A 21,640-nucleotide genomic window follows, 5' to 3' on the forward strand; every position below is an offset into this window, starting at 1 on the left:
GCAATCTCAAATACGTGAGATTGCGTTATGGATGGTATTTTCCTGCAGCAACTGGTCAATGGGCTGACCCTCGGGTCTGTCTATGGCCTGATCGCCATCGGCTACACAATGGTCTATGGCATCATCGGCATGATCAACTTCGCGCACGGCGAGGTGTATATGATTTCCGCGTATCTGGCGGCAATCAGCCTGGCATTGCTGGCGTATTTCGGTATCGAATCCTTCCCCTTGCTGATGCTCGGGACGCTGATCTTCACGGTGGTGGTCACTGGAGTCTACGGCTGGACCATCGAACGCATTGCCTACAAACCCCTGCGCAACTCCACCCGCCTGGCACCGCTGATCAGTGCCATCGGTATCTCGCTGATCCTGCAGAACTACGCGCAGATCAGCCAGGGCGCACGCCAGCAAGGCGTACCGACCCTGCTCGAAGGCGCCTGGCGCGTCGAGGTGGGCACCGGTTTCGTCCAACTGACCTACACCAAGATCTTCATCCTGGTGGCTGCCTTCGTCGGCATGGCCGCACTCACCTACATCATCAAGTTCACCAAGCTTGGGCGCATGTGCCGGGCCACCCAGCAGGATCGCAAGATGGCCTCGATCCTGGGTATCAACACCGACCGGGTGATCTCCTATGTGTTCGTCATCGGTGCGGTAATGGCGGCCCTGGCCGGCGTACTGATCACCATGAACTACGGCACCTTCGACTTCTATGCCGGCTTCATCATCGGCATCAAGGCCTTCACCGCCGCGGTGCTCGGTGGCATCGGCTCGTTACCGGGCGCCATGCTCGGCGGGATCATCCTCGGTATTTCCGAGTCGCTGTTCTCCGGGCTGATCAACTCCGACTACAAAGACGTGTTCAGTTTCTCGCTGCTGGTGCTGATCCTGATCTTCCGTCCCCAAGGCCTGCTGGGTCGCCCACTCGTGGCGAAGGTGTAAGTATGTCTGCTGCCAAAACAACTACATTCGATATCAAGCGCAGCCTGATCGATGCGATTCTCGCCGGGCTGATTTCCCTGATCGTGTTCGGGCCCATCGTCGGCGTGGTGCTCGACGGCTACAGTTTCAACCTGGAACCCACCCGTGTTGCCTGGCTGGTGGCCGGGGTGATGGCCGGGCGCTTTATCCTCAGCCTGTTCCTGCAGACGCCCAAGGGCCAGTCGATCCTCCAGGGCTTCGAGGGCAGTGGTTCCGGCGTGCACGTGCTGGCGCCGGACTACAAGTCGCGGCTGCGCTGGATCATCCCGGCACTGATCGTGATTGCCATCGTCTTTCCGTTCTTCGCCAACAAGTACTTGCTCACCGTGGTCATCCTCGGCCTGATCTACGTGCTGCTGGGCCTGGGCCTGAACATCGTGGTCGGTCTGGCGGGGCTGCTCGACCTGGGCTACGTGGCCTTCTATGCCATCGGCGCCTATGGCCTGGCGCTGGGTTACCAGTACCTGGGGCTGGGCTTCTGGACCGTGTTGCCGCTGGCGGCGCTGGCCGCGGCGCTGGCCGGGTGCATATTGGGCTTCCCGGTGCTGAGGATGCATGGTGACTACCTGGCCATCGTGACGCTGGGCTTTGGTGAAATCATCCGTCTGGTGCTCAACAACTGGCTGTCGTTCACCGGTGGTCCCAACGGCATGCCGGTGCCTTCGCCAACCTTCATGGGCCTGGAGTTTGGCCGGCGGGCCAAGGACGGCGGGGTGCCGTTCCACGAGTTCTTCGGCGTTGATTACAACCCCAACCTGAAATTCCTGTTCATTTACATCGTGCTGTTCCTGGTGGTGCTGGCGGTGCTGTACATCAAGCACCGTTTGACCCGCATGCCGGTCGGTCGCGCCTGGGAAGCGCTGCGCGAAGACGAGATCGCTTGCCGTTCCATGGGCTTGAACCATGTGCTGGTGAAACTCTCGGCCTTCACTCTCGGCGCCTCCACCGCCGGCCTTGCCGGGGTGTTTTTTGCCAGCTACCAGGGCTTCGTCAACCCGTCGTCGTTCACCTTCTTCGAGTCGGCGCTGATCCTCGCCATCGTTGTGCTCGGCGGCATGGGCTCGACGGTCGGTGTGGTGATCGCGGCGTTCGTGCTGACCGTGGCGCCCGAGCTGCTGCGCAGTTTCTCCGAGTACCGGGTGCTGCTGTTCGGCGTGCTGATGGTGCTGATGATGATCTGGAGACCGCGCGGCCTGATTCGCATCAGCCGTACCGGTGTAGTCCCGCGTAAAGGAGTAGCGCCATGAGCGATGAGGTGATTCTCTCGGTCGACAACCTGATGATGCAGTTTGGCGGGATCAAGGCGCTCAGTGACGTCAGCCTGAAGGTCAAGCGCAACTCCATCTTCGCCCTGATCGGCCCCAACGGTGCGGGTAAGACTACGGTGTTCAACTGCCTGACCGGCTTCTACAAAGCCAGTGGCGGCAACATCGAACTGAACCTGCGCGGCACCCGCACCAACGTGATCCAGCTGTTGGGCGAGCGCTTCCGGCTGGGCGATTTCGTCTCGCCCAAGCGCTTCATCAACCGCCTGCACTACAAGATGTTCGGCGGCACCCACCTGGTCAACCGCGCGGGCCTGGCGCGGACTTTCCAGAATATTCGCCTGTTTCGGGAAATGTCGGTGGTCGAGAACCTGCTGGTAGCCCAGCACATGTGGGTCAACCGCAACCTGTTGGCTGGCGTGCTCAACACCAAGGGCTACCGCAAGGCCGAAAGCGATGCCCTGGACCATGCCTTCTACTGGCTGGAAGTGGTCGACCTGGTCGACTGTGCCAACCGCCTGGCCGGTGAGCTGTCGTACGGGCAGCAACGTCGCCTGGAGATTGCCCGGGCCATGTGCACGCGCCCGCAAATCATTTGCCTGGACGAACCGGCCGCCGGCCTCAACCCGCAGGAAACCGAAGCGCTGAGCAAGATGATCCGTGTACTGCGCGACGAGCATGACCTGACCGTGGTGCTGATCGAGCACGACATGGGCATGGTCATGAGTATTTCCGACCATATCGTGGTGCTCGACCACGGCAAACTGATCGCCGAAGGCGCGCCACAGGACATCCGTCACAACCCGACGGTGATTGCCGCTTACCTGGGCGCCGATGAAGAGGAACTGGTATGAGTACAGCGATCCTCGAACTGAAAGAGATCGACGTGTTTTACGGGCCGATCCAGGCCCTGAAAAAAGTCTCGCTGCACATCGATGAAGGTGAAACGGTGAGCCTGATCGGCTCCAACGGTGCCGGCAAGTCGACCCTGCTGATGTCGATCTTTGGCCAGCCGCGGGCGGCGGCCGGGCAGATCGTCTACCGTGGCACCGACATTACCCACAAGTCTTCGCACTATATCGCCTCCAACGGCATCGCCCAGTCGCCGGAAGGCCGGCGGGTTTTCCCCGACATGTCGGTGGAAGAGAACCTGATGATGGGCACCATCCCCATTGGCGACACGTTCGCCAGCGAGGACATGCAGCGCATGTTCGAGCTGTTCCCACGGCTCAAGGAGCGGCGCAACCAGCGCGCCATGACCATGTCCGGCGGCGAGCAGCAAATGCTCGCCATCGCCCGGGCGCTGATGAGCCGTCCCAAGTTGCTGCTGCTCGATGAGCCGTCGCTGGGCCTGGCGCCGATCGTGGTCAAGCAGATCTTCGCCACCTTGCGCGAGCTGGCGCAGACCGGCATGACCATCTTCCTGGTGGAGCAGAACGCCAACCATGCGCTGAAGCTCTCGGACCGCGCGTATGTGATGGTCAACGGCCATATCCGCATGACTGGCACTGGCCAGGAGCTGTTGGTCAACGAGGAGGTGCGTAACGCTTATCTGGGCGGGCACTGATCTGTAGCTGGAAAAAGCGCCCCGCCTGACGGGGCGTCTTTTTTTGTCCACAGTTTTGTGGAAAACCTTGCAGTAACGTTCTTTTGGGCGCGACAGAAAGTCGCTTTAACTGGCTGTTTTATCAGCTTTTGAGTTGTCCACCATTGGTGTGGAAGCGACTGTGGGTAACTTGGGTGCAGCTTGCTGTAGACCTTTATTTACAAGGCCTTCAGGCTTGTGGTTGTTTTTTGATCAGGTTTTTTTCCGGCGTTCGCATCAGGGTTTGTCAAGTGTTTTGTCCTTAGTGCAAATAGCGATTAACGGGCTCCAAATGCCTGTGGATAACTCTGTGGGCAAGCCTTGGAAAGATCGACGTACACAGCGTAGTTACAGGCCTGGAGCCATCATGGAAATCCGCGCCGTGAGCGCGCGCCACGGCCCTGAGGTCAAGGCCAGCGCCCAAGGTCAAGGAAAATACTTGCGCAAGGCCCGGATTACATGGCTTTCAGGGTTTTCAAGTTGCCCCCGGATTTTGTGGAAGGGCTTGTGGATAAGATGAGCAAAGTTTGCCGCAGGCCTTCTATACCGGGCCTTTCCAAGGTTTGATCGATTTTTGTACAGTAAACCGAATGGCTTGCTGCCGGATGCGATGGTGGGCATGCTGAAAACCCTGTGATCAGCCTCATCAAGGAGACCCGCATGACCTCTACCGTTTTCATCACTGGCGCAACATCCGGCTTCGGTGAAGCCTGCGCCCGTCGTTTTGCTGAAGCCGGCTGGTCGCTGGTGCTCACCGGTCGCCGTCAGGAGCGCCTGCAAGCGCTGTGCGCCGAGCTGTCCCAGCTGACCGAAGTGCACGGCCTGGTGCTTGATGTGCGTGACCGCAAGGCCATGGAAGAAGCCATCGCCAACCTGCCGCCGTCGTTCGCCAAGCTGCGCGGGCTGATCAACAACGCAGGCCTGGCCCTGGGCGCGGACCCGGCGCCCAAGTGTGATCTGGATGACTGGGAAACCATGGTCGACACCAACATCAAGGGCCTGATGTACAGCACCCGCTTGCTGCTGCCACGGCTGATCGCCCATGGCCGTGGTGCGACCATCCTCAACGTCGGCTCGGTGGCCGGTAACTATCCGTACCCGGGTAGCCACGTGTATGGCGGCACCAAGGCGTTCGTCGGGCAGTTCTCGTTGAGCCTGCGCTGCGACCTGCAGGGCACTGGCGTGCGGGTGAGCAACATCGAGCCGGGCCTGTGCGAGAGCGAGTTCTCGCTGGTGCGTTTCGGTGGCGACCAGGCGCGTTACGACGCCACCTATGCCGGGGCCGAGCCAATCCAGCCGCAGGATATCGCCGAGACCATCTTCTGGATCATGAACCAGCCGGCGCACATCAACATCAACAGCCTTGAGCTGATGCCGGTCAGTCAGGCGTGGGCGGGTTTCTCTATCGATCGTTCGGGCAAGGCGTGAGGGCCTAATCGCTGGCAAGCCAGCTCCCACAGGGGGTTCAGGCCACCAGGGCCGTTGTGGGAGCCGGTCTTGCCGGCGATAGCGTCAGACCTGACGCTGCAAGCCTTCCAGGCACGTCGCCAGATGGTAAGGCGTAGTCGATGGCATATCGAAGCGGCTGACCTTGCCACTGGCATCCCGGCACTCATACCAGCCACCGGCATGCAGGAAGTTCTGTTGCAGCGCCTTGAGCTGGGCCAGCACCGTGGCGGCGCTCTCCGGGCGCAAGGTCAGGGCGCGCAGGTATTCAGCCTGGGCCCAGATGCGCTGGGTAGCGTCGCGCACCTGGCCTTCGGCGCTGAGCATTGCCAGCACCGCGGTGTCCTTCACCCCGCATTGCTCGGCATAGATGAATGCCCGGCTGAGCGACCCATGCAACTCACCACCGCGTAGCCGCGGCGAAGACTCCAGCAAGTAGAACCATTCGAACTGGTGACCCGGTTCGAACCAGTTATCCACAGCGCCGCGCGGTTTTTCCAGCATCACCCCGTGATCGGGATCGATGAAGTGCATCTGCATGGCCGCTGCCAGGGTTTCCAGCGCGTGTTGAACGGCTTCATCGTCACGCACTGCCAGGGTGGCAAGGAAGGCTTCGGCCAGGTGCATCAGCGGGTTTTGCAGCGGGCCGCTGGCCAGGTCCGACCAATCTTCGCCAAGGCTCGCTTCGTACAGGCCGTCATCGCGGGCGAACTGCACGGCCACCACTTCCAGCGCGGCATTGAGGGTCGATTCGACCAGTGGCTCGCGAACCTTGCCCCAGTAATGCGCGCAGGCGAAGACGATAAAGGCGTGGGTGTAGAGGTCCTTGCGCCGGTCCAGCGGCTTGCCCTGGGCATCGATACTGTAGAACCAGCCGCCGTGTTCGGCATCATGGAAGTGCCGCTGCAACGAGCGAAACAGAGCCGCGGCGCGCTCGCTGGCGCCGGGCTGCTCGATGCGGCTGCTGAACAGGTACAGCTGGCGCGCGCAGGCCATGGCCCGGTAGCGCTGCGCAGGCAATGGCTGCTGCTGCGAGTCGAGGGCTTCGAAGGGCAGGGCCATCTCTGCATTCCAGCCCGGGCCTTGCCACAGCGGCACGATGCGCTGGGCAAAGTGCGCCTGGACCTCGGCGAGCAGGGCGGGCAGTTGAGGCTGGGCAGTACGAAGGTCGGGCATGGAGAAAGTTCGTCGCGGTCAGTGCGTTTGCGCGCAATGGTAGCAGGAAACGGCGGGGACTTTGCCGGCCTCATCGCTGGCAAGGCCAGCTCCCACAGGACTTCGGTGGGGGCAGTGATCTCTGTGGGAGCCGGCCTTGCCGGCGATGGGCTGCGAAGCAGCCCCAGAACAGACTGCCTACAGGGTGCTGAGCCCCTGCCAGTGCTTGGCGCCGACAAAGATGAAGCGCAGCTGCTGGGTGATTTTTTCCTGGGCGCTGATTGGCACGGCGGTATTGTCGCTCGGCTCATCGATCAGTTCCGGCAGGGTGGCGAACACGGTTTTCACCACCAGGTCGGCCATCACCGCCAGGGCTGCGGCGTCCAGGTGCTGCCAACGCGGCATACGCGCAAGGTCGGTAGCCAGGTCCGAGCTGATGCCTTGACGCAAGGTACCGATGGCCTGGCGCACCGGTTGCGAACCGCCATATTGCTCGCGGGCCAGGAACAGAAACTGGGCGCGGTTGGCCGCTACCACATCGAGAAAGATCCGCACCGAGGCGTCGGTGATGCCGCCGAGCTCGAATTCGTTCTGGCGTACCAGGCGGATGGTCTGGCGAAAGGTTTCGCCGACTTCATTGACCAGGGCCAGGCCCAGTTGGTCCATGTCGGAGAAATGCCGGTAAAAGCCGGTCGGGACGATACCTGCGGTTTTCGCCACTTCACGCAGGCTGATGCTGCCGAAACCTCGACCGCTTTCCATCAGGTGGCGGGCGGCATCCAGCAGGGCGTGGCGGGTCTGTTGCTTTTGTTCGGCGCGCGGCAGCATGGCAAGTATCGGCAGGCAGTGAAACAGCCCTGCACTCTAATAGGCTGGCGCCGGAAAAACAAAGCCCGGTCAATGGACCGGGCTGGGAGGGGAGCCGCTACAGCATTGGTGAGTCTTGTTGTCTGGCATAGGCTTCAGCTCGCGCGTTGGATTTCGATCAGGCGATCAGCGCCACCTTCTGCGACCTCGAAGCGTGCTTTCAGACGGTCAGAACCACCTTCGGCTACTTTGTAATACTGTTTCAGGCGATCAGAACCACCCTCGGCAACTTTGACCCGGTCATTCAGGCGATCGGCGCCGCCTTCGGCGACACGGTTGTTACGCTCCAGTACGCGATCGGAGCCGCCTTCAGCGACACGGTTGTTGCGTTCCAGTACGCGATCCGAACCGCCTTCAGCCAGCGGGTTCAGTGGCTGCGAAATCACCGTCGAGCTCGAGCGCGATTCGGCGCTCAGGGCTTGGTCGGCGGCGGGAACGGCAAAGGCGTTGGCGGCCAGAATGGACAGGGACAGGCTCAGCAGTAATTGGCGTTTCATGATTCGGTGCTCCTCGGCGGGGCTGGAAAGTGGGTACGGAGCCAATGCTACGCCGGGACACGCCAGATAAAAGTTCATAAAGATAATGGTAACAATCAACGGAATTGATGTTTTACCGCGACCGCTCTAGCTAGCTGGTTACGGCGCGATGAGCAGCGCTGCTGAGGCCGTTGGCGGGGCTGGCGGATGGGGTAACGATCAACAAAAGTTGAGAGAGAGGTCAGAAAAAACCTCGATATCATGGCTGATCCATTAAACCCCTCGGCTTTTCATCAGTCCGAAGAGATAAGTGCCATCAACGCGCCCGCTTTTTGCCATGCAGTCATCAGGAGAATCGTGCAATGACGCGCCCCGCCAAACTCATCACCTGGACCCTCGCCAGCCTGCTGCTGGTCCTGGCCGTACTGGTGATCGTCATCGCCACGTTCGACTGGAACCGGGTCAAGCCCACCCTCAATGCCAAGGTCTCCGAAGCGCTGCACCGGCCCTTCGCTATCAACGGTAACCTGACGGTGCGCTGGCAGCGCGAGCTGGAGCAGGGTGGTTGGCGCGCCTGGTTGCCATGGCCGCATTTCATCGCCGAAGACCTGACCCTGGGCAACCCGGACTGGCTCAAGGAGCCACAGATGGTCGGCCTCAAGCGCGTCGAGTTCCGCCTGGCGCCGCTGCCGCTGCTGGTGCAGCGGATCGTCATTCCGCGCATCGACCTCAACCAGCCGACCGCCAGCCTCAAGCGTCTGGCCGACGGTCGTGCCAACTGGACCTTCGATTTCGGCCCCAAGGATGAGCAGGCCCAACCATCGGAGTGGGTGCTGGACATCGGCGCCATCGGCTTCGACAAGGGCCAGGTCAGTGTTGATGACCAGACCTTGAAAACCCGTCTGGACGTACTGATCGACCCGCTGGGCAAACCGATTCCGTTCAGCGACATCGTCGGCAAGGCTTCAGCGCAGAAGGCCGGCAGTGCCCAGGACTACGCCTTCGGCCTCATGGTCAAGGGTCGCTATAAAGGCCAGACATTGGCCGGTACCGGCAAGATCGGCGGTTTGCTGGCCCTGCAGGACGCCTCGCAGCCGTTCCCACTGCAGGCAGACATGGCCATTGGCGATACCCGCATCGCCGTCGCTGGCACCCTGACCGACCCGCGCAACCTCGGTGCCCTCGACCTGCGCCTGCGGCTGTCGGGCGCAAGCCTCGGTAACCTGTATCCGCTGACCGGCGTGACCCTGCCTGATTCGCCGCCCTACGCCACCGACGGTCATCTGACCGCCAAGCTGCATGAACCGGGCGGCGCGGTATTTCGCTATGAAGGCTTCAATGGCAAGATCGGCGACAGCGATATCCATGGCGACCTGGCGTTCGTCGCCAGCCAACCGAGGCCCAAGCTGACCGGCAAGCTGGTGTCCAACCAGTTGTTATTCAAGGACCTGGCGCCGCTGATCGGCGCTGACTCCAACGCCCAGCAGAAAGCCCGCGGCGGTGCCAGCAAGCAACCGGCGGGCAAGGTGTTGCCGGTCGAGGAGTTTCGTACCGAACGCTGGCGGACCATGGACGCCGACGTGACCTTCAGCGGCAAACGCATCGTGCACAGTGCCGAGTTGCCGTTCACTGACCTGTCCAGCCACTTCGTCCTCGATGACGGTGTGCTGCGCCTGGAGCCGCTGCGCTTTGGCATCGCCGGCGGTAAGCTCGACGCCCAGGTGCGCCTCGATGGCCGCAGCGTGCCGCTGCAGGGCAGGGCGCAATTGAGTGCGCGCAACTTCAAGCTCAAGCAACTGTTCCCGACCTTCGAGCCGATGAAGACCAGCTTCGGCGAGCTCAATGGCGACGCCGACATCAGCGGGCTCGGCAACTCGGTCGCGGCCTTGCTGGCCACCGCCAATGGCGACCTGAAAATGCTCATCAACGATGGTGCGATCAGCCGCGGACTGATGGAGATCGCCGGGCTCAACGTCGGCAACTACGTGGTCGGCAAGCTGTTTGGCGACAAGGAAGTGAAGATCAACTGCGCGGCGGCCGATTTCGGTATCAAGGATGGCCTGGCCACGACCCGGGTGTTCGTCTTCGACACCGAGAACGCGATCGTCTACATCGATGGCACGGCCAACTTTGCCAGCGAGCAGCTGGACCTGAAGATTAACCCCGAGTCCAAGGGCGTGCGCCTGTTCTCGTTGCGCTCGCCGCTGTATGTGCGCGGGCCGTTTGCCAAGCCCAGTGCTGGCGTGCAGGCGCTGCCGCTAGCGCTGCGGGGGGCGGGGATGGTGGCGTTGGGCGTGGTTGCCGGCCCGGCAGCCGGTTTGCTGGCGTTGATTGCGCCAAGTGGCGATGTACCCAACCAGTGCACGCCGTTGCTGGAGCAGATGAAGGCTGGCAAGGCACCGCGGGCGGTGAAGGCGGGGTAATTGTGAGGGGCGGGGCCGCTTCGCGGCCCTTTGGCGGGAGGTGATCAGAGGCCTTGCAGCAAATCCGCCATGTCGTCGGCGTGCTCTTCTTCCTGGGCCAGGATGTCTTCGAAGATGCGCCGGGTGGTCGGGTCGCTCTCGCCGATGTACTGGATGATCTCGCGGTAGCTGTCGATGGCGATCCGCTCGGCGATCAGGTCTTCCAGGACCATTTCCTTGAGGTTGCTGCCGGCGACGTACTGGGCATGGGAGTTCTTGCTCAGGTTGTCCGGGTTCAGGTCCGGTTCGCCGCCCAGCTGGACAATGCGCTCGGCCAGCTTGTCGGCGTGCTCCAGCTCCTGGGTGGCGTGCTCGAGGAACTCGTCGGCGGCGACACTGGCCTTGATCCCGCTGGCCATGTAGTAGTGGCGCTTGTAGCGCAGGGCGCAGACCCACTCGGTGGCCAGCGACTCGTTGAGCAGGCGCAGGATTTTCTCCCGGTCGGCGCTGTAGCCCTCGGTCACCGCGCCCTGCTCGACATGCTGGCGGGCGCGTTCACGCAAGGTTTTAACATCGGTCAGTTCAACGTTGCTCATCATCATCTCCAGGCTGAAAATGGATAGATCTTCACGCTCTGTCGGCGCGCTGGTTACTTAGGCTGTGAGTCCCCGGCAGGCGGAAAAGTTTTATAGCTTGGCCTTGGCCTTCTCGACGGCATCGTCATCGACCTGGCGCTGTTCGCAGGTCTTGAAGCCCTTGGCGTCGACATGGCCAGTGGCATCGAAGCGTACGTAGTAGGCCTGCTGCTTGCCGTCACGGTTGAGGATGTAATTGTTGCAGGTGCCGCCGTGGGGCAGGTCGATCACCGTCGACGGGCTGCCGCCAATGGCGATCACCCGCTGCATGGTCATGCCGTTCTCGACCTGTTTGACCAGCGGTTCCTCGTGGTAGGTGACGTAGTCCACCGGGTTCTCAGGACGGCTGCCGCAGGCGGCCAGGGTGGCGGTGGTCAGCAGAATGGCCAGGGTATGTTTGTACATGGTTGAGCTCCTTGCTGAGGGTCTATTGGCTTGGAACCCCAGCGAGCGGCGGGAGTTCGATTGCGATTGCCATCGAATTGCCTGTAGGGTTGGCCGACTGTCCACGGAACGGGGAATGCAGCCATGGCCCAAGGGCTCGCCACGCGTTATCCACTGGTGTTGGTGCCGGGCATGCTCGGGTTTGTTCGCTTGCTGTTGTATCCCTACTGGTTCGGTATCGTTTCGGCGTTGCGCCGGGGCGGCGCCAAGGTGTTTGCCGTGCAGGTGTCAGCGCTCAACTCGAGTGAGGTGCGCGGCGAGCAGTTGCTGTTGATCATCGAAGGTATTCGCCAGCGTACAGGGGCCGACAAGGTCAACCTGCTGGGCCACAGCCAGGGCGCCCTGACCGCGCGCTACGCTGCGGCCAAGCGGCCGGAATGGGTTGCCTCGGTTACCTCGATCGCCGGCCCCAACCATGGCTCGGAACTGGCCGATTACCTGCTCGAACACTACCCGGCCGATTCTGTTCGTGGCCGCCTGCTCACAGCACTGTTGCATGGCTTGGGGGTGTTGATGGGCTGGCTGGAGACTGGCTGGCGTGGGCCGAAACTGCCGATCGACGTGCACGCTTCGCACCACTCCCTGACCAGCGCCGGGGTGGCGTTGTTCAACCAGGCTTATCCACAGGGCCTGCCAACCACCTGGGGCGGTGAGGGCCCGGCCGAGGTCAATGGTGTGCGTTACTACTCCTGGTCCGGCACCCTGCAACCGGGGCGGACCGACCGCGGCCTCAACCGCCTGGACGGCAGCAACCGCTTTTGCCGCCTGTTCGCCCGCACGTTCGTGCGGGAAAAGGGCCAGTGTGACGGTATGGTCGGGCGCTTCAGTTCGCACCTGGGCCAGGTGATCGGTGATGACTATCCGCTCGATCACCTGGACATCGTCAACCAGTCGCTAGGGGCGGTGGGCAAGGGCGCGGAGCCGGTGCGGCTGTTCACCGAGCATGCCGCCAGGCTCAAGGCTGCGGGGCTATAGTCGCGCGGCGCAGGGGTGTTTTCCAGCGTTCGGCAAGGATCACCCCGACCAGGGTCAAGACCCCGCCCACCAGGTGATAAAGGGCCAGTTGCTCACCCAGCACCCCGGCGGCGATCACCGCCGTCACCGCTGGCAACAGGTTGAAGAACAGGGTCGTGCGGCTCGGGCCCAGGCGGCTGACCGCCTGCATCCAGGCCAGCGGCGCGATCATCGAGGCCAGAACGCAGGCATAGATCACCAGGCCGATGTTGCCCGCGCCCAGGCCGGTCTTTGCCGAGAACAGGAACAGCGGGAGCAATACGATGATCGCCACCAGCACCTGCAGGTACAGCAGTTGCAACGGCGGAATACGCAGCTGCCACTTTTTCAGCAGGGTGCTGTACACCGCGTAGGCCAGGGTGGCGATCAGCATCAGCGCATCGCCGCCGTTGACCCCGTGTTGCGCCAGCACCGCCAGATCGCCCGCCGACACCACCACCAGCACACCGATGAACGACACCAGCGCCCCGATCAGCGCGCCGATGGTCAGCCGCTGACCGAGGCTGATGATCGCCAGGGCCAGGGACATCAGCGGCATCAGCGAAAGGATGATGCCCATGTTGGTGGCGCTGGTGATGGCGGCGGCGAAGTAGGCCAGGCTCTGGTACACCGCCATGCCCAATACGCCGAGGATGAAGACCTTGCCCAGGTTCGGGCCAATGGCCGCCCAGTTGCGCAGCACCGGGCGCAGCAGGAACGGGGTGAACAACAGGCCTGCCAGCAGCCAGCGATAGAAGCCGATTTCGGCCGGGAAGATCGCCCCGGCAGACATCTTGGTGACCACGGTATTGCCGGCCCAGATGAAGATCGCCAGCAACGGAAACGCATAATTCATGAAACAGAAACTCTTGAGGGAACAGGCGGCCATTATCCGCTTGTCTGTCCTGTTGCTTATACTTGCATCCAGACAACCTACGCATAGATCCAGACAGCATGGCGATAAAGTACGTAGAAATCCCGCAATTCGAGGTCTTGCCGGCCCCGGTGTACTTTCGTTACGACGAATTCGGCGCCGACACCCACAGCGCCGCGCACCGGCACGCCTGGGGCCAGCTCAACTATGCGGCCCATGGCATCATGCACCTGGAGATCGACGGCCAGCGCTTCATCTCGCCACCGCACTATGCGGTGTGGGTGCCGCCGGATACCGAGCACAGCTGCTACAACCCGCAGGCCATTGTCTACCGCTCGGTCTATCTGGATCGCGAGCTGTGCCAGGGCCTGCCTGATGCCCCCTGCACCCTGGTGATCAGCGAGATCCTCAAGGCCATCCTCGGCGACTTCGCCGCCCGTGACGTCAAGGTGGCGCAGGATCAGGCCGACCAGCGTCTGGCCCAGGTGCTGGTCGACCAGTTACGCCGCGCACCGACCCAGACCTGCTACCTGCCATACGCGCGCAGCGCCGGCCTGAGCGAGGTGCTGCAGGCCCTGCATGCCCAGCCCGGTGACAATCGCCCGCTCGGCCATTGGGCCGCCAGCCTGCATGTCAGCGAACGCACCCTGGCCCGCCAGTTCATCCGCGAGCTGGGCATGAGCTTTGGCGAGTGGCGCCTGCGCCTGCGCTTTTTGCGCGCCATCGAGGCGCTGGAACAGAACCTGCCGATTCAGCAGATTGCCTTCGACCTGGGCTACAGCAGCGCCTCGGCCTTCATCGCCATGTTCCAGCGCCAGGCCCACTGCACGCCCGAGCAATACCGGCGGCAAGCGCGGGCCGAAGAGCCGCGTGCTGGAGGTTTGTAACCATATTTGTCTACACTCTCGCCAGAGCTGCGCGTGGTGCGCGGCGACCAGGAGAAAACGCCATGAAGATGGTGCGTGTGCCGTTGCTGTTGCTGGGTTTGCTGATGTGTTCCCAAGGATTTGCCGCCACGGCGCAACAGGAAAAAATGAAAACCTGTAATGCCGATGCCACCACCAAGGCGCTCAAGGGGGACGAGCGCAAGGCGTTCATGAGCGACTGCCTGAAAGCCAAGCCGGCGACCCAGCAGGAGAAAATGAAAACCTGCAACGCCGACGCCACCACCAAGGCGCTCAAGGGCGATGAGCGCAAGGCCTACATGAGCGACTGCCTGAAGAAAAAGTAACGTCTGCTGCTGGCGGCAGGCCCGAGATCCTTGCGAGCCTGTCGCCACCCCCCTATGATCCGCGGCCCGGGCAGGGTGGTTCATCCTGCACACTTCATCGCCAGGATCTTCATGAAAACGGACTTCAACTTCTCGCGCCAGCATCTGTTGCTCGGCTGCTCGGCGTTCTTTGCCGCAGCGTTTTTCCTCTACTCGATTGCCACGATCAACTACTGGATCGACGGCAGTGACCTGGCCTTTTTCAGCCTGCTGACCCTGTTGTCGGTCACCGCCCTGTTCAACATGATCTGCGGCAAGGAAATTGCCACCAGCCTGAGCCTGGAAGAGGGCAAGGTGCACTATTTCGACGGCAAGCAGTACCGGGTGTCGGTGCCAGTGGAGGAGATCACCGAGGTCAAGGTGCAGAACCTGTTGCTGTGCAATCGCCTGATCGTTGACTTCAGCGGCGCGCGCCGCCTCAGCCGCTTCAATGTCGAGAACGCTGAAGCCTTTCGCGACCAGCTTCAGTCGTCGGCGGCGTAAGTCACCGACTCGAGCCGGTCCAGGCCCTCGCCGATAAACAGCGAGAATGGCCGGCCGGCGCGGTTGGCCAGGTCCCGGCAGTCGCCCTGGAGCATGCCGATACGCAGGTCCTTGCCCGGATTCAAGTTCAGGCTCTGCTTGCCCAGCGAGCCGATCTCGAAGGCCATCTCGAAGGGGCGCCACGGGCTGCGCTGCGGCGTCCCCTCGGCTTGCCAGGCCTTGACCTGGCCGTTGTGAATTCTCTCCCGCAGGGTCGGGTCCTTGAAGTCGAAGCGTGCCGGCAGTTGGGCGAAATGCATCGGCGCGTACTCGATAATGACCTGCGCGCGTTCCGGTGGGCCATCGTCGCGCTGCACGATCGACCTGAACTTGAATGGGCCACCGGACACCTCGGCCAGCACGTGACAGGTGATGATGCTCGACACTTCACTGTTGTTCTCGGCGGCAAGCGTGCGCTCGCGCAGCGTGGCACTGGAAAGCGCTTCGATACGATTGCCAAGCTTGAGCTGCAGGGTGACTGGCCCCTGGATGCTTTTGACCGCCTCGCTAAAACCGTCGAACCTGGCGCCCGGCGCGTGCGGTTCAAGGGTGACATCGACTTCCCAGGAAGCGGCGGCGCGAGCCCGGGGAATTTCATCGAACAACTCGCGCAGGGCTTGGCGCTTACCGGCATCGAGCGAGCGTGAGACGTTGATCAGCAAGTTCTGCCGGTGGTCATCGTCAAGCTCGACCTCGATGTCTTTTGGATCGATTTTCAGTGCCAGGATGGCCTGGTACAGGTCATCGCCGTATTGCGGCCTGAGGTCGCCATAGTAGGCGCTTACCGGCTGCGCGAAATGCAGGGTGGCGAAATCTTCCGAACAGCCGCCAAGCAGCATCAGCGGAAGCAGGACAAGCAGTTTGCGCATGGTCTGGAACTCTTTGCCTTGAAGGTGGGAAGGCACAGAGGGACTCCTGTTTCGCTTACCTGCGAATGCGCTGCGAGACGCTACCATTCCATCGGGGGGCGGCAATCATAGAAACATCACAACGGCATTGCCAGCCGCAGTGCCGCTGCATGCCACTATGCCTGCCGGGCGAAGGCTGGCAGACTGCCGGTTTTCCATGCCGTCGCCTTTCGAGGTTGTATGACCTTTACTCCGCGCCAGATCACCCTGGCCAGTTGGATCATCGTCTTCTCCGGCCTGTTGCTGGTGTTGCCGCTCAAGTTGTTGCCGAGCCTGCTGGCCGGTCTGCTGGTGTTCGAACTGGTCAACATGCTCACCCCCAAACTGCAGCACCTGATTGCCGGGCAACGGGCGCGTTGGCTGGCGGTGGCGTTGCTCGGCACCCTGGTGGTCAGCACCCTGACCCTGCTGTTCGCCGGCGCCATCAGTTTCTTGCTGCATGAAGCGGAAAACCCCGGGGCATCCCTGGACAAGTTCATGCTGCTGGTCGACCAGGCCCGCGGGCAGTTGCCGCCGTTCATCGATGCCTACCTGCCGGCCAGCGCCTCGGAGTTCAAAGTGGCCATCGGCGAATGGCTCAAGACCCACCTGGGTGAGCTGCAACTGGTGGGCAAGGGCGCGGCGCACATGTTCGTCACCCTGCTGATCGGCATGATCCTCGGCGCCATTGTCGCCCTGCAGCGCATCCCCGACATCTCCAAGCGCAAGCCTCTGGCGGCGGCGTTGTTCAACCGTCTGGCGCTGTTGGTGCAGGCGTTTCGCAACATTGTCTTCGCGCAGATCAAGATTTCCCTGCTCAACACCTTCTTCACCGGCATCTTCCTTGCCGTGGTACTGCCGCTGTTCGGCGTGCACCTGCCGCTGACCAAGACCCTGATCGTGCTGACCTTCCTGCTCGGCTTGCTGCCGGTGATCGGCAACCTGATGTCCAACACCCTGATCACCATCGTCGGCCTGTCGTTGTCGATCTGGGTGGCGATGGCGGCGCTCGGTTACCTGATCGTTATCCACAAGGTCGAGTACTTCCTCAACGCGCGGATCGTCGGCGGGCAGATCAGTGCCAAGTCGTGGGAATTGCTGCTGGCGATGCTGGTATGCGAGGCGGCGTTCGGCTTGCCGGGGGTGGTGGCGGGGCCGATTTACTACGCCTACCTGAAGAGTGAGTTGCGCCAGCAAGAGCTGGTGTGAACTGAAGGCTAGCGCCGGCGTTGCCGGCGAAAGGGCCGCAACGCGGCCCCGGCTATCTCAACCGTAACGCTTGCGCGCCTCGATCGCCAAGCCGCTGCCAATGCTGCCGAAGATATTGCCTTCGACATGGCGGGCATTGGGCAGCATCGCCGCCACGCTCTGGCGCAAGGCCGGGATGCCGCTGGAACCGCCGGTGAAGAACACCGTGTCGACCTGCGCGACGCCGACGCCGGCCTTGGCCAGCAACTCGCTGACACTGCCGCGCACGCGCTCGAGCAGGTTGTCGATCGACTCCTCGAACAGCGCTCGGCTCAGCTCGACGCTGAGGCCTGGCTCGACCCGCTTGAGGTCGACCAGGCGGCGCTCGTTGTGGGTCAGCTCGATCTTGGTTTCTTCCACTTCCATCGCCAGCCAGTGCCCGGCGCGCTGTTCGATCAGCTTGAACAGGCGGTCGATGCCGTCGGTGTCTTCGATGTCGTAGCGCATGCTGCCCAGGGCCAGCTGGGATTTTTGCGAGTACACCGAGTTGATGGTGTGCCAGGTGGCCAGGTTCATGTGGTGGCTGGTGGGCATGAAGGCACCGCTTTTCATCCGGCTGCCGTAGCCGAACAGCGGCATCACGCCCTGCAGGCTCAGCTGCTTGTCGAAGTCGGTACCGCCGATGTGCACGCCACCGGTGGCGAGGATGTCTTGCTGGCGGTCATCGAGCATGTGCCGCTCGGGGGCCAGGCGCACCAGGGAGAAGTCCGAAGTACCCCCGCCGATGTCGACGATCAGCACCAGCTCTTCGCCCTGGATGTTCGACTCATAGTCAAAGGCCGCGGCAATGGGTTCGTACTGAAACGACACGTGCTTGAAACCGATCTTCTTCGCGACTTGCGCCAGGGTGTCTTCGGCTTCCTGGTCGGCGGCCTGGTCGTCATCGACGAAATGCACCGGGCGGCCCAGTACGACCTCGTCGAAGGCCCGGCCGGCATTGGCTTCGGCGCGCTTTTTCAGTTCGCCGATGAACATGCCCAGCAGGTCCTTGAACGGCAGCGCGGTACCCAGCACGCTGGTGTCGTGCTTGATCAGCTTGGAACCCAGCAGGCTCTTGAGCGAGCGCATCAGGCGGCCTTCATAGCCTTCGAGGTATTCGTGCAGGGCCAGGCGGCCGTACACCGGGCGGCGCTCCTCGATGTTGAAGAACACCACCGACGGCAGGGTGATCTTGCCGTCTTCCAGGGCGATCAACGACTCCACGCCCGGGCGGTGCCAGCCGACGGTGGAGTTGGAGGTGCCAAAGTCGATGCCGCAGGCACGGGCCGGGGATGCGTCACTCATGGGTTGTACTTCCGGGGGAAAAACGGCCGCGCAGTTTATGCCAGCCGTCAGCAGAATCAAGACCGATTATCTGCTTTGCAGCAAACCCATGGGCACCTTGAAAGGCTATGCTTGACCCCAATCTACACAAGCATTCGATTAACCCATGGTGATTCCTTAGATGGACTTCAAAGACTATTACAAGATTCTTGGCGTAGAGCCGACGGCGGATGACAAGGCGATCAAGACCGCCTACCGCAAGCTCGCGCGCAAGTATCACCCCGACGTCAGCAAAGAGCGTGACGCCGAGGAGAAATTCAAGGAGGCCAACGAGGCCTATGAAGCCCTGAGCAGCCCGGAAAAACGCGCCGAGTACGACGAACTGCGCAAATACGGCCAGCACGGTCGGCCATTCCAGGGCCCGCCAGGCTGGCAAAGCCGCGGTTCGGCAGGTGCTGGCGGCTTTGGTGACGGTGGCGATTTTTCCGATTTCTTCAGCTCGATCTTCGGTTCGCGCGGTGGCAATGGCAATCCATTTGGCCGCGGCCAGCAACGCAGTGCCGGACGGCGGGGGCAAGACGTGGAAATGGAACTGGCGATTTTCCTTGAAGAGACCCTGTCCAGCGAGTCCAAGCAGATCAGCTTCCAGGTGCCGCAGCACAACGCCAGTGGTCAGCGCACCGGCTTTACCACCAAGACCCTGAACGTGAAGATCCCGGCCGGCGTCAGCGACGGCGAGAAGATCCGCCTCAAGGGCCAGGGCGCACCGGGCGTCGGTGGCGGGGCCAATGGCGACTTGTTCCTGACCATTCGCATGGCACCGCATCCGCTGTTCGATGTCGAAGGTCATGACCTGATCATCACCGTGCCGCTGGCACCGTGGGAGGCCGCGCTGGGCACCAAGGTGGCGATGCCGACCCTGACCGGCAAGGTCAACTTGACCATCCGTCCGGACAGCCAGAACGGTCAGCGCCTGCGGATCAAGGGCATGGGCCTGGGCAACAAGCACGGCCAGCGCGGCGACCTGTTCGCGCAATTGAAAGTGGTGATGCCGAGCCAGTCCGATGCCGCCGCCCGCGAGCTGTGGACCAAGTTGTCGGAAAAGGCCGCATTCAACCCGAGGACACAATGGAGTAGCTGATCATGAGCAGTACCCTGGTCGTTCAACTGGACATGCAGACCCTCTGTCAGGAAGCCGATCTGCCGGCGGCCTACGTGATCGAAATCGTCGAACACGGCATTGTCGAGCCTTCCGGGCGAACGCCGGAAGACTGGCTGTTTGACGATCAGGCGCCGGTGCTGGCCAAGCGCGCGGCCAAGCTGCACCACGATCTGCAACTGGAGTGGGAAGGGGTCGCGCTGGCCCTGGAGCTGCTGGAGGAAGTGCAGCAACTGCGCAGCGAGAACAGCATGCTCAGGCAACGTTTGGGGCGGTTTGTGCAGGGCTGAGTTCATTGCCTGCGCTGCGCGACCGATCGCCGGCAAGGCCGGCTCCCACACTGGCCCTGTGCATGCAGTACCCTGTGGGAGCCGGCCTTGCCGGCGATTGGCCCTGAAGACCTAGAGCAATTTGTAGTACAGCGCCGTTGCCCGATAGATCCCGTCCGGCCCACAGGCATAATCAGGAATCTCCCCGGCCTTGCTGTACCCCTGCGACCGATAAAAAGCTTCGGCCCCCGAGCCTGCTTCGGTATCCAGGTACAGCATGCCGCGCTGCTTCTGCCGCGCCGTCGTTTCCAGTGCCTGCATCAGTTGCTGGCCAAGGCCCCGGTGCCGTGCCGCGCTGTGCACCAGCAGCTTTTGCACTTCAGCCCGGTTCAAACCATTGGGCTTAAGGCACAAGCCCAGCTGGACACTGCCCAGCACTTCCTTGTCCTTGCCCACCACCCACAGCAACAGCTCACCGCTGACCAGGCGCTGGCGCACCTCCTCGAAATAGCCCTCGGCCTGCTGCGCATCGATATCGGCCAGAAACCCCACCGAGGCGCCGTGTTGCACGGCATCGAGCAGCAACGCCACCAGGCCGTCGCGGTAGTAGGCAAAGCTTTCATGGGTCACACGATTGAGCTGCGCAGCATTCACAGGCGTCACTCCATTGTCGGGGGCGGGGCATCGGGGCTGAGGATCAATTGCATGAAGGTCAGGTCCAGCCAGCGACCAAACTTCACCCCGACCTGGGGCATCTGCCCGTTGAGGGTGAAGCCCAGGCGCTGATGCAGGCGAATCGAGGCGGCGTTGCCGCTTTCGATGGCGGCGACCATTACGTGTTTGTTGCAGGCGCGGGCCCGTTCGATCAGCGCCTGCATCAGCTTGGGCCCCAGGCCGTTGCCGCGCTGGTCACTGCGGATGTACACCGAGTGCTCGACGGTATGGCGAAAACCTTCGAACGGCCGCCAGTCGCCAAATGAAGCATAGCCGAGTACCTCGTTGGCAGCGTTCACCGCCACCAGGATCGGATAACCCTGGGCCTGGCGAGCATCGAACCAGGCTTGGCGGTTGTCCAGATCGACCGCTTGCTCGTTCCAGATCGCCGTGGTGTTGAGCACGGCGTCGTTATAGATATCGCGAATGCCCGTCAGGTCGGCAGGCACTGCATCGCGCAACAGGTAAGTCATGGCAGGTTCTCGAACAGGGGCACGGTGATCGGCTCAGGTTAAATGGTTACCAGGCCGCGCACACCCTCGGCTTCCATATTTTCGCCACGCCCGGCCTGGATGATTTCACCGCGTGACATCACCAGGTACTGGTCGGCAAGCTCCGCGGCAAAGTCGTAGAACTGCTCGACCAGCAGGATCGCCATGTCGCCACGGGCGGCAAGCGTGCTGATGACCGCGCCGATCTCCTTGATGACTGAAGGCTGAATGCCTTCGGTGGGCTCGTCGAGGATCAGCAGGCGCGGCTGGCTGGCCAGGGCGCGGCCGATGGCCAGTTGTTGTTGCTGGCCACCGGAGAGGTCGCCGCCACGGCGCTGTTTCATCTGCAGCAGCACCGGGAACAGCTCGTAGATGAACGCCGGCACGCTGTGGGCCTGGCTGGCGCCAAAGCGCGACAGGCCCATCAGCAGGTTCTCCTCGACGCTCAGGCGCGGGAAAATCTCGCGGCCCTGGGGCACGTAGGCAATGCCGGCGTGCACCCGCTGGTGCGGCTTGAGTGTGGTGATCGCCTGGCCTTCCCAGTGCACGCTGCCTTCGCGGGTGGGCAGCAGGCCCATCAGGCAGCGCAGCAGGGTGGTCTTGCCGACGCCATTGCGGCCTAACAGGCAGGTGACTTCACCGACCTTGGCCTCGAACGACAAGCCGCGCAGGATGTGGCTGGCGCCGGAGGATT

Annotated in this window: 24 protein-coding genes; 13 read left to right on the forward strand and 11 right to left on the reverse strand. The window is 62.3% G+C overall.

Annotation, left to right across the window (positions count from 1 at the left end; translation table 11 throughout):
* Window positions 1-27 precede the first annotated feature (27 nt).
* The 5 genes from UW3_RS0107155 (at window position 28) to UW3_RS0107175 (ending at window position 5,259) form a co-directional block, all read left to right on the forward strand.
* Window positions 28-942 (forward strand): ABC transporter permease subunit, encoded by a 915-nt coding sequence (locus UW3_RS0107155; RefSeq protein ID WP_010221625.1) that lies wholly within the window; start codon window positions 28-30, stop codon window positions 940-942.
* 2 nt (window positions 943-944) lie between these two features.
* Entirely contained in the window at window positions 945-2,228 is a 1,284-nt protein-coding gene (gene livM / locus UW3_RS0107160) for a high-affinity branched-chain amino acid ABC transporter permease LivM (protein ID WP_010221626.1), read from the forward strand.
* A complete protein-coding gene (locus tag UW3_RS0107165) occupies window positions 2,225-3,100 on the forward strand; it encodes an ABC transporter ATP-binding protein (protein ID WP_010221627.1) in 876 nt (291 codons plus the stop codon). The genes livM and UW3_RS0107165 overlap by 4 nt, the downstream gene beginning before the upstream one ends.
* On the forward strand, window positions 3,097-3,813 hold the full coding sequence (locus UW3_RS0107170) for an ABC transporter ATP-binding protein (protein ID WP_010221628.1): 717 nt from the start codon (window positions 3,097-3,099) through the stop codon (window positions 3,811-3,813). The genes UW3_RS0107165 and UW3_RS0107170 overlap by 4 nt, the downstream gene beginning before the upstream one ends.
* A 678-nt stretch (window positions 3,814-4,491) precedes the next feature.
* The gene (locus UW3_RS0107175; RefSeq protein WP_010221629.1) at window positions 4,492-5,259 is read left to right on the forward strand and encodes an SDR family oxidoreductase; all 768 of its coding nucleotides are present in this window, start codon (window positions 4,492-4,494) and stop codon (window positions 5,257-5,259) included.
* Window positions 5,260-5,343: 84 nt separating this feature from the next.
* Here the strand turns inward: UW3_RS0107175 and UW3_RS0107180 are convergent, their stop codons facing one another.
* From UW3_RS0107180 to UW3_RS0107190, 3 genes are all read right to left on the reverse strand, one after another.
* Window positions 5,344-6,453: an AGE family epimerase/isomerase gene (locus UW3_RS0107180; protein ID WP_010221630.1), complete on the reverse strand. Its 1,110-nt coding sequence runs from the start codon at window positions 6,451-6,453 to the stop codon at window positions 5,344-5,346.
* 177 nt (window positions 6,454-6,630) lie between these two features.
* Window positions 6,631-7,260, reverse strand: a complete 630-nt coding sequence (locus UW3_RS0107185; RefSeq protein WP_010221631.1) for a TetR family transcriptional regulator — start codon at window positions 7,258-7,260, stop codon at window positions 6,631-6,633.
* A gap of 134 nt (window positions 7,261-7,394) precedes the next feature.
* A complete protein-coding gene (locus UW3_RS0107190; RefSeq protein WP_010221632.1) occupies window positions 7,395-7,796 on the reverse strand; it encodes a hypothetical protein in 402 nt (133 codons plus the stop codon).
* A gap of 341 nt (window positions 7,797-8,137) precedes the next feature.
* On the opposite strand from UW3_RS0107190, the gene UW3_RS0107195 reads away from it, so the two are divergent.
* Window positions 8,138-10,198, forward strand: a complete 2,061-nt coding sequence (locus tag UW3_RS0107195) for an AsmA family protein (protein ID WP_010221633.1) — start codon at window positions 8,138-8,140, stop codon at window positions 10,196-10,198.
* Window positions 10,199-10,242: 44 nt separating this feature from the next.
* On the opposite strand, the gene UW3_RS0107200 is transcribed toward UW3_RS0107195, so the two are convergent.
* Complete coding sequence (locus tag UW3_RS0107200; RefSeq protein ID WP_010221634.1) at window positions 10,243-10,773, reverse strand: ferritin-like domain-containing protein; 531 nt, start codon at window positions 10,771-10,773, stop codon at window positions 10,243-10,245.
* 90 nt (window positions 10,774-10,863) lie between these two features.
* A complete protein-coding gene (gene osmE / locus UW3_RS0107205) occupies window positions 10,864-11,217 on the reverse strand; it encodes an osmotically-inducible lipoprotein OsmE (protein ID WP_010221636.1) in 354 nt (117 codons plus the stop codon).
* A gap of 123 nt (window positions 11,218-11,340) precedes the next feature.
* Between osmE and UW3_RS0107210 the strand changes: the two genes are divergently transcribed.
* Window positions 11,341-12,231 (forward strand): lipase family alpha/beta hydrolase, encoded by an 891-nt coding sequence (locus UW3_RS0107210; RefSeq protein WP_010221637.1) that lies wholly within the window; start codon window positions 11,341-11,343, stop codon window positions 12,229-12,231.
* Here UW3_RS0107210 and UW3_RS0107215 read toward each other — a convergent pair.
* Window positions 12,212-13,105 carry a DMT family transporter gene (locus tag UW3_RS0107215; protein WP_026001222.1) on the reverse strand — a complete coding sequence of 298 codons (894 nt, stop codon included), beginning with the start codon at window positions 13,103-13,105 and terminating at the stop codon, window positions 12,212-12,214. The genes UW3_RS0107210 and UW3_RS0107215 overlap by 20 nt on opposite strands.
* Window positions 13,106-13,203: 98 nt before the next feature.
* Between UW3_RS0107215 and UW3_RS0107220 the strand changes: the two genes are divergently transcribed.
* From UW3_RS0107220 to UW3_RS0107230, 3 genes are all read left to right on the forward strand, one after another.
* Window positions 13,204-14,010, forward strand: coding sequence for an AraC family transcriptional regulator (locus UW3_RS0107220; protein ID WP_010221639.1), 807 nt, complete (start codon window positions 13,204-13,206; stop codon window positions 14,008-14,010).
* Window positions 14,011-14,072: 62 nt separating this feature from the next.
* Window positions 14,073-14,354 (forward strand): PsiF family protein, encoded by a 282-nt coding sequence (locus UW3_RS0107225; RefSeq protein ID WP_010221640.1) that lies wholly within the window; start codon window positions 14,073-14,075, stop codon window positions 14,352-14,354.
* A gap of 111 nt (window positions 14,355-14,465) precedes the next feature.
* Window positions 14,466-14,876 (forward strand): hypothetical protein, encoded by a 411-nt coding sequence (locus UW3_RS0107230; RefSeq protein ID WP_010221641.1) that lies wholly within the window; start codon window positions 14,466-14,468, stop codon window positions 14,874-14,876.
* Here UW3_RS0107230 and UW3_RS0107235 read toward each other — a convergent pair.
* A complete protein-coding gene (locus UW3_RS0107235; RefSeq protein WP_145959304.1) occupies window positions 14,858-15,784 on the reverse strand; it encodes a hypothetical protein in 927 nt (308 codons plus the stop codon). The genes UW3_RS0107230 and UW3_RS0107235 overlap by 19 nt on opposite strands.
* Window positions 15,785-16,003: 219 nt before the next feature.
* Between UW3_RS0107235 and UW3_RS0107240 the strand changes: the two genes are divergently transcribed.
* On the forward strand, window positions 16,004-17,011 hold the full coding sequence (locus tag UW3_RS0107240; RefSeq protein WP_010221643.1) for an AI-2E family transporter: 1,008 nt from the start codon (window positions 16,004-16,006) through the stop codon (window positions 17,009-17,011).
* Between the two features lie 57 nt (window positions 17,012-17,068).
* Here the strand turns inward: UW3_RS0107240 and UW3_RS0107245 are convergent, their stop codons facing one another.
* Entirely contained in the window at window positions 17,069-18,334 is a 1,266-nt protein-coding gene (locus UW3_RS0107245; protein ID WP_010221644.1) for an Hsp70 family protein, read from the reverse strand.
* 160 nt (window positions 18,335-18,494) lie between these two features.
* On the opposite strand from UW3_RS0107245, the gene cbpA reads away from it, so the two are divergent.
* Both cbpA and UW3_RS0107255 read left to right on the forward strand, forming a co-directional pair.
* Window positions 18,495-19,454 carry a curved DNA-binding protein gene (cbpA, locus tag UW3_RS0107250; RefSeq protein WP_010221645.1) on the forward strand — a complete coding sequence of 320 codons (960 nt, stop codon included), beginning with the start codon at window positions 18,495-18,497 and terminating at the stop codon, window positions 19,452-19,454.
* A gap of 2 nt (window positions 19,455-19,456) precedes the next feature.
* Window positions 19,457-19,762 (forward strand): chaperone modulator CbpM, encoded by a 306-nt coding sequence (locus UW3_RS0107255; RefSeq protein WP_010221646.1) that lies wholly within the window; start codon window positions 19,457-19,459, stop codon window positions 19,760-19,762.
* A 111-nt stretch (window positions 19,763-19,873) separates the two neighbouring features.
* Here UW3_RS0107255 and UW3_RS0107260 read toward each other — a convergent pair whose 3' ends face one another.
* The 3 genes from UW3_RS0107260 to urtE all read right to left on the reverse strand — a co-directional run.
* Window positions 19,874-20,395, reverse strand: coding sequence for a GNAT family N-acetyltransferase (locus UW3_RS0107260; RefSeq protein WP_010221647.1), 522 nt, complete (start codon window positions 20,393-20,395; stop codon window positions 19,874-19,876).
* A 5-nt stretch (window positions 20,396-20,400) separates the two neighbouring features.
* On the reverse strand, window positions 20,401-20,928 hold the full coding sequence (locus tag UW3_RS0107265) for a GNAT family N-acetyltransferase (protein ID WP_010221648.1): 528 nt from the start codon (window positions 20,926-20,928) through the stop codon (window positions 20,401-20,403).
* A gap of 38 nt (window positions 20,929-20,966) precedes the next feature.
* On the reverse strand, window positions 20,967-21,640 hold a 674-nt coding region (urtE, locus tag UW3_RS26620; protein WP_010221649.1), incomplete at its 5' end, for an urea ABC transporter ATP-binding subunit UrtE.

Origin of the sequence: Pseudomonas donghuensis, assembly GCF_000259195.1 — a bacterium.
Classification (GTDB): domain Bacteria; phylum Pseudomonadota; class Gammaproteobacteria; order Pseudomonadales; family Pseudomonadaceae; genus Aquipseudomonas; species Aquipseudomonas donghuensis.